This is a genomic window from Bacillus cereus group sp. Bc031, assembly GCF_027716265.1.
Classification (GTDB): Bacteria; Bacillota; Bacilli; order Bacillales; family Bacillaceae_G; genus Bacillus_A; species Bacillus_A paranthracis.
Map to the genome: position 1 here is coordinate 1 of NZ_JAQFUL010000144.1, position 6,721 is coordinate 6,721.

A 6,721-nucleotide genomic window follows, 5' to 3' on the forward strand; every position below is an offset into this window, starting at 1 on the left:
CCCTCCACGTAATAGTGTAACATCCATGTGTATACATGGTCTTTTTCACACTGTCTACCTAAAGGGGATAATATCATCCCCTCAAATAAATACAATAATTGCAAAGATACTACAATCAATTTATTACAATATCCATTATCCTTATAGTTGGATTTTGTTTTATAACCATATTTTATAGGTGTTAAATTAAAAGTTCTTTAAGGTTTAAGACCTCTCTTTATTTATAGAAAAGGAATCAGTAAATACCTTGAAGTAATTATTAAAATTCGCTCTTACTTTACAATACCAACGCTTTTTCATCCTCTACTTGATAAAGGGCAAGCACAATTTCACTTATAAAAATGTTAACATTCTATAATATATTTTTATAAAGTTATTAATCATTATATATAGTTTTATATTTTTTTATTTAAACAGCAATAGAAATACACGTTAGGGAGAAAAATTTAAATGTCTATTTACAAAGAATACGCTAACCTTTTAAAGGCAATATCACATTCAATAAGAATCAAAATAATAATAGAACTTACTAAAAGAGGTCCATGCAATGTAAATCAAATAGCAGACTTTTTAGAAAGGCCACAGTCTACCACATCTCAACATCTAGCCATAATGAAATCACAAAAAATACTAGCTAGCAATAGAAAGGGATACGAAACTTATTATAGTGTGCAAGATAAAAGAATAAATACCCTTATAGAGGTGCTATTAGGACAAAAAATCAAATGATTATAATAATCAACAAAATAGTAAGTATCATATTTAAGTGCGGAGGAGAAATTTGTGGGAAATACAATAAAAGTAGGTACAATTATTCAAATCTTCTCTAATGAAAAATTAACTGGAAGAACCTATCACTAACATTGCCGAACAAACCAATCTTCTCGCATTAAACGCTGCTATTGAAGCTGCGCGTGCTGGAGAAAATGGAAAAGGGTTTGCAGTAGTTGCAGCCGAAGTAAGGAATTTAGCAGAGAAGTCGAAAGAATCCGCAAATGAAATTAATCATTTAATACAATTGATTCAAACAGATACAAAAGATACGGTGAATGTCATGCAAAAAGGTCAACAAAAGGCTACAGAAGGAAAAGAAGCTGCTTATCAAGCAGATCAAGCATTATCATCTATTATGGTGGCTATTAATAAAATCACTAGCCAAATTCAAGAGGTATCTGCAGCAACAGAAGAAATGTCTGCTGGTACAGAAGAAGTTAATGCTTCTATATCAAGTGTTTCTGAAACTGCAACACAAATAGCTAAAGAAACCACTCAAACTGTACAGTCAATCCAATCACAAGCGGCATCAATTGAGGAAGTATCAAATCAATCTAACAACATAAAAGAAAAAGTAGAAGCATTATCAGAATTAGTTTCAAAATTTATTATTGAAACGCAAAAAAATGGAAAATAAAATAGGATAAACATAAAAAAACTACAGGTTCTTAATCAATTACAGACCTGTAGTTTTTTATTATGATTTATCTATTTCCAACCTTGGTCCTTCTTTTTTGTAAAACGAAGTGAAAGTAGGAGTAGTTCAAATCATTTCAAACATTAACTATACTTCCTGGTGGCGGTCACTAAAAAATAATACCTACAGTATTTGTAGTTGTTACTTTTAATTATTTAGGCTTGTAAAATATTTCGTATTTCTTCTATACGTAAATTTGTAAACTTTGCAATATCTTCTATTGGCATTCCGTTTTTATGCATACCACGAATAAGTTGCATTTTCCCTTTTTCAATCCCTTTTTGTTCTGCATAAGCAAACTTTGCGGCTTCATCCATCAACGCTTTCTCCCTTGCTTCATACGCTTGTCGGAAAGAAGAATCTTGACTCATACGTTCCCATTTATTCATCGCTTTTTGTAAAATAGGGTCTTGGTTCATCGCAATATCCTCCAATGTTTGAGTTAATTGTTCATCCTCATTCGCTGGAAGTAATAACAACCAACGAACAAAAGAATCTTCCCAGGGATTAACTTGTTCATTCCGCCACTGTTGCATGAGTTTTGGAATCTCCACAATATGAACTTCAATATCATCACTTAACTTCTTTTGTTGTTGCTGATTCCATAAGATTCCTGTTGTATGAAATGCTTCATATTCTGGAAACATCACAAAGTTTAATAAATTAATCGTAATGGTTTTGTGAAGAGAACTATATGGCATTCCCTTTTGTAGTTGGGATGTATATAGCCTTCCCCAGTAATACAAACTTCTCTTAATCATGTCATGATTGTTATTCAGCTGTATTTCTACATTTACCTTTGTTCCTGTATCTAATGTAGCGGAAATATCTAAAATCGATAATTTATCCTCTTCATGTTCTCGGTGCAAGTGTGGATCTTCTAGTTGTAACGAAACAATGGATGATTCTAAAGATTCTTGTAACATCGCATTTAAAAAAGCAATGAGAATATCTTCATTTCCACTTGTGCCAAATAATTGTTTAAAAGCAAAATCAATGCGTAAATTCACTAATTGTTTGTTGGACATGGGTTTTCCTCTCCCCATCTCATATGATGTTTTTCTTTCATTGTACATAAAAGAGTGATACATATGCAAATAAGCTCTTATATCTGTGGACATAAGAGCTTATTTGCTACCATACATAATTAACAGATTAGTTGGCTTTCATAGAAATTGAAAGATTGCCTACTGTAAGGAAAACTCACGTTTAGTATACAAAATACGAACAAAAATGCCAATACATAAATGTATTCAAGACAGTCTATGACATTTGAAAAGTTGCTTCTAGATTTCTTTAAGAGCATTTTTCATGAAACTTTACTTTTTACTTGTTTACGGGCTATCTTATGATAACGCCCATGCTTTACTACCTGTCTAGCATCAATTAACTCCTCTTCCATCATATCTGAAACCTCTACAACAATGGTATTTGTTAAAACTCTTACCACATATCCAGTTAATTGCAAGGAAGGATTCTTACGATAAGAAAATTGAACGCAATCACCAATTTTTACTTTTGCTGTATGTTTCATATAATAACCTCCTAAATTATAATTAATCATTCAGTAGATTTTTATGTTTTGTTTCTTCATACTGCTTAGCAAGTTTGTAAAACGAAGAACGTTTGATACCATATTTCTTCATGACTCCTACTGCTGTAATGCCACCAGACTTCCATTCTTTATAGGCTTCAATAAATTCGGCTGTAATTTCTACCGGAGGACGTCCTAACCGTTTACCTTGCCTTTTAGCTAGAGCAATACCCTCCGCTTGTCGCTGTTTAATATCATGCCGTTCTTTTTCTGCAAAAGCAGATAAAATGGTAAGCGTTGCTTTCTGAATAGCACTTTGAATAACATCATTTGTACTCTTACCTGTGTAATTTACATTAATAAATGGTTCTTTTATAAATTGTAAATTAATCTCATGCTTTTCATAGTATCTGAATTCCTGGAGGACATCATTCATGCTTCTTCCTAGTCTAGTTAAAGAATCAAATACAATGGTATCACCTGTACGAGCAAGACGTTTTAACATTTGATAATTTTCGCGTTGCATATTTCTACCAGATTGTTTATCGATAAAAATATCTTGATCTTCTATTCCTAAATCTTTCATATTTCGAATTTGTCGTTCCTCATTTTGATCTTTACTGGAAACTCGTACATATCCAAATGTTTTGTGTTTCATTTCATACACCTCATAAATAATTATAACAAAAATATCTGTAAATGTTTATGTAATATACAGACATCCGTAAAATTCAAAACCAAACTTTATAGACACACAAAATACTTTCCATATCTTCGAATACATAATAATAAAAACCCGTTGATCTCATGTAGACATACTGAGATCAATGGGTTTTATCAGTTAAACTTTTTCTAATATTCTAAACAACCATTTGTAATTCTGTGCATACTTTATTGATAACAATACCGTTACAGGTATGTTAAAATCCATTTGACACATTGCTTTTGGGAATACAATTGCTATTATAATCGCAATTTATTTTCGACAATAAATAGGTTAATGTGTTTTCTTTTTCCTATCTACTATGAGGGTAGAATAGCATACTAAAAATAGCTTCTTTTTTGTAAAAGTTCTAAGATTCTAGTGCAGTAATTAATTGCTGACGTTCTTTATCTCTAAAAATTTTAATTTCATGTTTAAATTCATAATTTCCTTCTTCAAATCTAACCCATTCCTTACTTGTCCAATATATAACGTCTACATTTGCATCTAAAATTACCGAACATATGTCTACTAATTCTTCTTCGTAAAATGGCGCTTCTTTTGCTAGTTCAAAAGCTAGTACTTTTGGATCCTTACTTTTAATTTGAAGTTCCCTTGAAGTTTGCCCTAAATACTGCCATGGAGAGTGTAGGGATTGCACATGAACATTTTGAATTTCTTTAAACTGTGATGGAGAATGTATTGTAGCAGCAAATGTAGGTTTGCTCACTCCTATTGTTGTGCCTAAAGCAATAGAACCAATAATAAGTTTTTTAATCATTTTTTCAGCCCCCTTTAATTATTTTGGATATGCTTCATTTTTATACTACGTTCATGTTCGTGTAAATGAAGATGATTTGACATGATTCATCATTTTTTTCAAAAACTGCATATTAATTTACCGCCATAAATTTACCAAAAACAAAAAAGTTTCCATAAGGAAACTTTTTTGTTTTTAATATACATTATATGTATAAAAATTAGTTTTGAAAATATTTACTTATTTGTTGATAAAATTGTATGTGGATATTGTTCCTACTATTAACTACACACATCTCATGCAAAGCCTCGCTACAACATAAACAAATTCATCTTATGACCGCGTTTCTTCTTACGAAATTAAGTAATTGTTTCAATAGCTGGTTTGGGAATCATAGAATTACTTTCTTTTTCAGTCCTATTATTCTGTTCTTTTGCCTAAAATTCCAATATCCCCATTACTTCTTTCGTAAATAGTTTAAAATCAGTTAAATGTTTTTCAATAATTTGACGAACAATATCTAAATTTACACTTTGATAATCATGAACAGCAATATTACGAAATCCAACCATTGCTTTTAACTTATTTGCTAGATCAGCGCTAAGTAATCCTGCTGTAACCAATAAATCAAAAGCCTCTCTACTAGATTGGGGTAGTCCTAATTTTTTCCCTGCAACAATATGCATTGCTAAATCAATACTCGCTTCACAAGCTCTTTGTATGTTCAATATTATTGAATCTTGTTTTGTAAAATCCTCTAAATTTTCAGGGTCATTTCCATATACATCTTGGATTCTTTTTATACAACGCTCTATTGTAGAAATTTTATTTAAAATAACCTCATTCTTCATATATAGAACCTCTTTTCTTTATATCATCAAATACTATCTGTCTTTCTTCGTTCAATTTTGAATACATTTTTAAGGTTTTCATTTCAAAGATGACCTTACGTTTTTCATCCGAACAAAATATTGTCTTTCCTGTATGTATAATCTGAGCTTGAAAAACTGTAGAAGCTTCGGATAAATCAACTAAATCAACATCTCTATGAACAATGTTAGCTAACTCCTGTGCTAATAAAAAACGTTCATAGTTCCCTAAAGTTGTGTCACTTAAATAAGCTATATCAATATCACTATCTTCTCGTTCTCTGTTCTCAGCCGTTGATCCAAATACAATTATCCAATAGGGATTCACCGTCTCTTGTAATTTTTCTATAATAGCTGTTATCATGCTTTGAAAAAGCATCTCATTAATCCCCCTTAGTATACTTGAATTTTATTATATCATAGCCATTTCTACCATGTTATCCTCTTCAGCAAGACAAAAAATTCCTAAATTAACATCTTGCTGCTTTATAAAATACATTTTAAAGCTTTTAGAAACGTTTCTTCAATTCTTTCTATAACAGACAACTTTGTACAGTTATAATTTCTGTTTGTTCGTATTCCTTTAAATATAACAAATCACTATAAAATAAAAAGGATATGAATTCAACTTACTATTGAATTCATATCCTTTGTTCTTACTGAATAAACTATTTTGTCGTATTATAGAAGCAGTTCTAAAGTACCATTTCCAACTTGCAGATGTGAGAAATTCTTTTTAGCTCTATTAGAAATCAATAATAATCCTGACATGATACATAAAATCGCCCAGAATAATGATTCCTCTTTCTCGCCTGTGTTTTGTAACATAAGCTTTTTTTCAAAAATTCACCTTTTAATGATTCCTTTGGATTATTTGAACCTTTCGGATCCATTGGGACATTCAGCTCTTCTACTTTTTCATATTCATAAATTACTTCTGTTGTTCCCTCTACATACTTTCCTTCAGTATTTTTTGGCTTTCCTATCAACTTATAGACTGGGATTTCATATTTTACATTTATCAGTGGCCAAAAAATTTATTCTCTGTTTACTCACCTTTTAATAGATATTATATTTCAATAAACTCCTAAGCTTTCTGATCCATATAATTTTAAATATTCTTGGATTGCAGATAGATGGATATAAGTTTTCCCGTACTCTTTTTCCATATAATTCATTACATCAGAGATTTTAGCTACTGCATATATTTCTACACCATATTTTTTTGATGCCTCTTCTAAGGCTGAAAGTTGAGAATCTAATGCTATTTCTTCTCTATCAAGAGCAACCAAAAATGCAGATAATTCTCCAGCTCCCTCTAAACCATAAAAAACAATATAAAATCGTATAAAACCACCTTATATTTGTCAATCGTAGGTTTCTT

The 6,721-nt window shown here is 30.8% G+C and carries 8 protein-coding genes and 1 pseudogene; 2 read left to right on the top strand and 7 right to left on the bottom strand.

The window, feature by feature from the left end; translation table 11 throughout:
* Positions 1-450: 450 nt before the first annotated feature.
* Positions 451-729 (top strand): ArsR/SmtB family transcription factor, encoded by a 279-nt coding sequence (locus PDQ33_RS27745; protein ID WP_000029764.1) that lies wholly within the window; start codon positions 451-453, stop codon positions 727-729.
* A gap of 124 nt (positions 730-853) precedes the next feature.
* Positions 854-1,411 (top strand): annotated as a pseudogene (locus PDQ33_RS27750) (methyl-accepting chemotaxis protein); the annotation flags it as partial.
* Between the two features lie 215 nt (positions 1,412-1,626).
* Here the strand turns inward: PDQ33_RS27750 and PDQ33_RS27755 are convergent.
* The 7 genes from PDQ33_RS27755 to PDQ33_RS27785 form a co-directional block, all read right to left on the bottom strand.
* Complete coding sequence (locus PDQ33_RS27755; protein WP_080500601.1) at positions 1,627-2,499, bottom strand: Rpn family recombination-promoting nuclease/putative transposase; 873 nt, start codon at positions 2,497-2,499, stop codon at positions 1,627-1,629.
* A gap of 281 nt (positions 2,500-2,780) precedes the next feature.
* Positions 2,781-3,005, bottom strand: a complete 225-nt coding sequence (locus PDQ33_RS27760) for a DUF2187 family protein (protein ID WP_000683046.1) — start codon at positions 3,003-3,005, stop codon at positions 2,781-2,783.
* Between the two features lie 22 nt (positions 3,006-3,027).
* Positions 3,028-3,663: a recombinase family protein gene (locus PDQ33_RS27765; protein ID WP_000681161.1), complete on the bottom strand. Its 636-nt coding sequence runs from the start codon at positions 3,661-3,663 to the stop codon at positions 3,028-3,030.
* Positions 3,664-4,078: 415 nt separating this feature from the next.
* A complete protein-coding gene (locus tag PDQ33_RS27770; RefSeq protein ID WP_000592181.1) occupies positions 4,079-4,489 on the bottom strand; it encodes a hypothetical protein in 411 nt (136 codons plus the stop codon).
* A 416-nt stretch (positions 4,490-4,905) separates the two neighbouring features.
* Positions 4,906-5,319, bottom strand: a complete 414-nt coding sequence (gene hepT, locus PDQ33_RS27775) for a type VII toxin-antitoxin system HepT family RNase toxin (RefSeq protein ID WP_000787540.1) — start codon at positions 5,317-5,319, stop codon at positions 4,906-4,908.
* The gene (gene mntA / locus PDQ33_RS27780; protein ID WP_076856006.1) at positions 5,309-5,716 is read right to left on the bottom strand and encodes a type VII toxin-antitoxin system MntA family adenylyltransferase antitoxin; all 408 of its coding nucleotides are present in this window, start codon (positions 5,714-5,716) and stop codon (positions 5,309-5,311) included. Before mntA ends, hepT begins: the two co-directional genes overlap by 11 nt.
* 697 nt (positions 5,717-6,413) lie before the next feature.
* A complete protein-coding gene (locus PDQ33_RS27785; RefSeq protein WP_076856005.1) occupies positions 6,414-6,629 on the bottom strand; it encodes a hypothetical protein in 216 nt (71 codons plus the stop codon).
* Positions 6,630-6,721 lie beyond the last annotated feature (92 nt).

Bases quoted from the DNA above. Each gene is read 5' to 3' on its own strand.
- PDQ33_RS27745 (WP_000029764.1), top strand. From the start codon at position 451: ATGTCTATTTACAAAGAATACGCTAACCTTTTAAAGGCAATATCACAT.
- PDQ33_RS27755 (WP_080500601.1), bottom strand. From the start codon at position 2,499: ATGTCCAACAAACAATTAGTGAATTTACGCATTGATTTTGCTTTTAAA.
- PDQ33_RS27760 (WP_000683046.1), bottom strand. From the start codon at position 3,005: ATGAAACATACAGCAAAAGTAAAAATTGGTGATTGCGTTCAATTTTCT.
- PDQ33_RS27765 (WP_000681161.1), bottom strand. From the start codon at position 3,663: ATGAAACACAAAACATTTGGATATGTACGAGTTTCCAGTAAAGATCAA.
- PDQ33_RS27770 (WP_000592181.1), bottom strand. From the start codon at position 4,489: ATGATTAAAAAACTTATTATTGGTTCTATTGCTTTAGGCACAACAATA.
- hepT (WP_000787540.1), bottom strand. From the start codon at position 5,319: ATGAAGAATGAGGTTATTTTAAATAAAATTTCTACAATAGAGCGTTGT.
- mntA (WP_076856006.1), bottom strand. From the start codon at position 5,716: ATGCTTTTTCAAAGCATGATAACAGCTATTATAGAAAAATTACAAGAG.